The organism is Alkalihalophilus lindianensis (genome assembly GCF_032843265.1).
Taxonomy (GTDB): Bacteria; Bacillota; Bacilli; order Bacillales; family Bacillaceae_D; genus Alkalihalophilus; species Alkalihalophilus lindianensis.
Map to the genome: position 1 here is coordinate 1 of NZ_JAWJBA010000777.1, position 248 is coordinate 248.

Genomic DNA, 248 nt, shown 5'->3' on the forward strand with positions numbered 1-248 from the left:
GATTGCCGCACTTACTGTAAAAAAAGTTCTAAGTTCTACAATTCCCCATTCAAAACCCATCACAAAAAACAACGAAGATAATAAGATAAGCACAATCGGTCTTCCGTGCCCAAAGAAACCGAATGTAGGATGAAAATTTGTGACAGAGGCAATAATGAAAAGGAAAGTTAGGATAACTATAATGATCTCAATAAAGCCAAAAGCAAACCAGCTTGTGACAAACATTCCGCTTAGCATGCCTAAATAAG

Annotated in this window: 1 protein-coding gene; it reads right to left on the reverse strand. The window is 36.7% G+C overall.

The genetic code is table 11. The annotated features are described in order from the left end of the window. Window positions 1-248, reverse strand: a 248-nt coding sequence (locus tag RYX56_RS24295) for a hypothetical protein (RefSeq protein ID WP_317124375.1), incomplete at both ends; no start/stop codon positions are given.